Here is a 597-nt window from a genome sequence, read left to right as displayed (position 1 = left end):
AAGTTAGGTGATGCTACCGCGACAAACTTAACGGCAGACATTCCTAATTATCTGCATGAAATGTTATTTATTAACGCCGATATTGCAGGCACTGGGGCTCAAATTCAGCATTATTTCACCTCGACACCCATGAAGCATTCTATTGGCGACACGCTAGATGAACTGCAAATAGGCGGTGGAATAACAGGTGATCTGTCATTGGCCATTCCGTTGTCTCAAGGTCAAGATGTTGTGGCAAAAGGCCATGTTCACTTGAATAAAAATGATTTATTTATTAAATCAATTGATAGCAAATTAACTGCGCTTAGTGGTAGTTTTCAGTTTAATAACGGTGATTTGAGCAGCGATAAATTGCAAGGTCATTGGTTTGGTCAGCCTGTTGATATCAATTTTTCAACGGCGGACACTCCGAAAAACTACCAAGTGAATGTCGATTTAGCTGGCAATTGGGATGTGGCAAAAATCGCTCAATTACCTAATTCAATCAAGCAAAAACTTTCCGGAACCAGTGACTGGAAAAGTCATGTTGAAATCAAACTTCCTAATTCAGCCGCTGAGCCAATGGCTCTGACAGTCGAATTTACCGCAGGTTTAGAC

Annotated in this window: 1 protein-coding gene; it reads left to right on the top strand. The window is 40.9% G+C overall.

Translation table 11 applies throughout. From position 1 onward, the window contains the following. On the top strand, positions 1-597 hold a 597-nt coding region (locus ABN217_RS19790), incomplete at both ends, for a YhdP family protein (protein ID WP_349459933.1).

The organism is Proteus sp. fly-1067, assembly GCF_040139345.1.
Taxonomy (GTDB): Bacteria; Pseudomonadota; Gammaproteobacteria; order Enterobacterales; family Enterobacteriaceae; genus Proteus; species Proteus vulgaris_B.
This window is presented reverse-complemented; position numbering and strand designations above follow the sequence as displayed.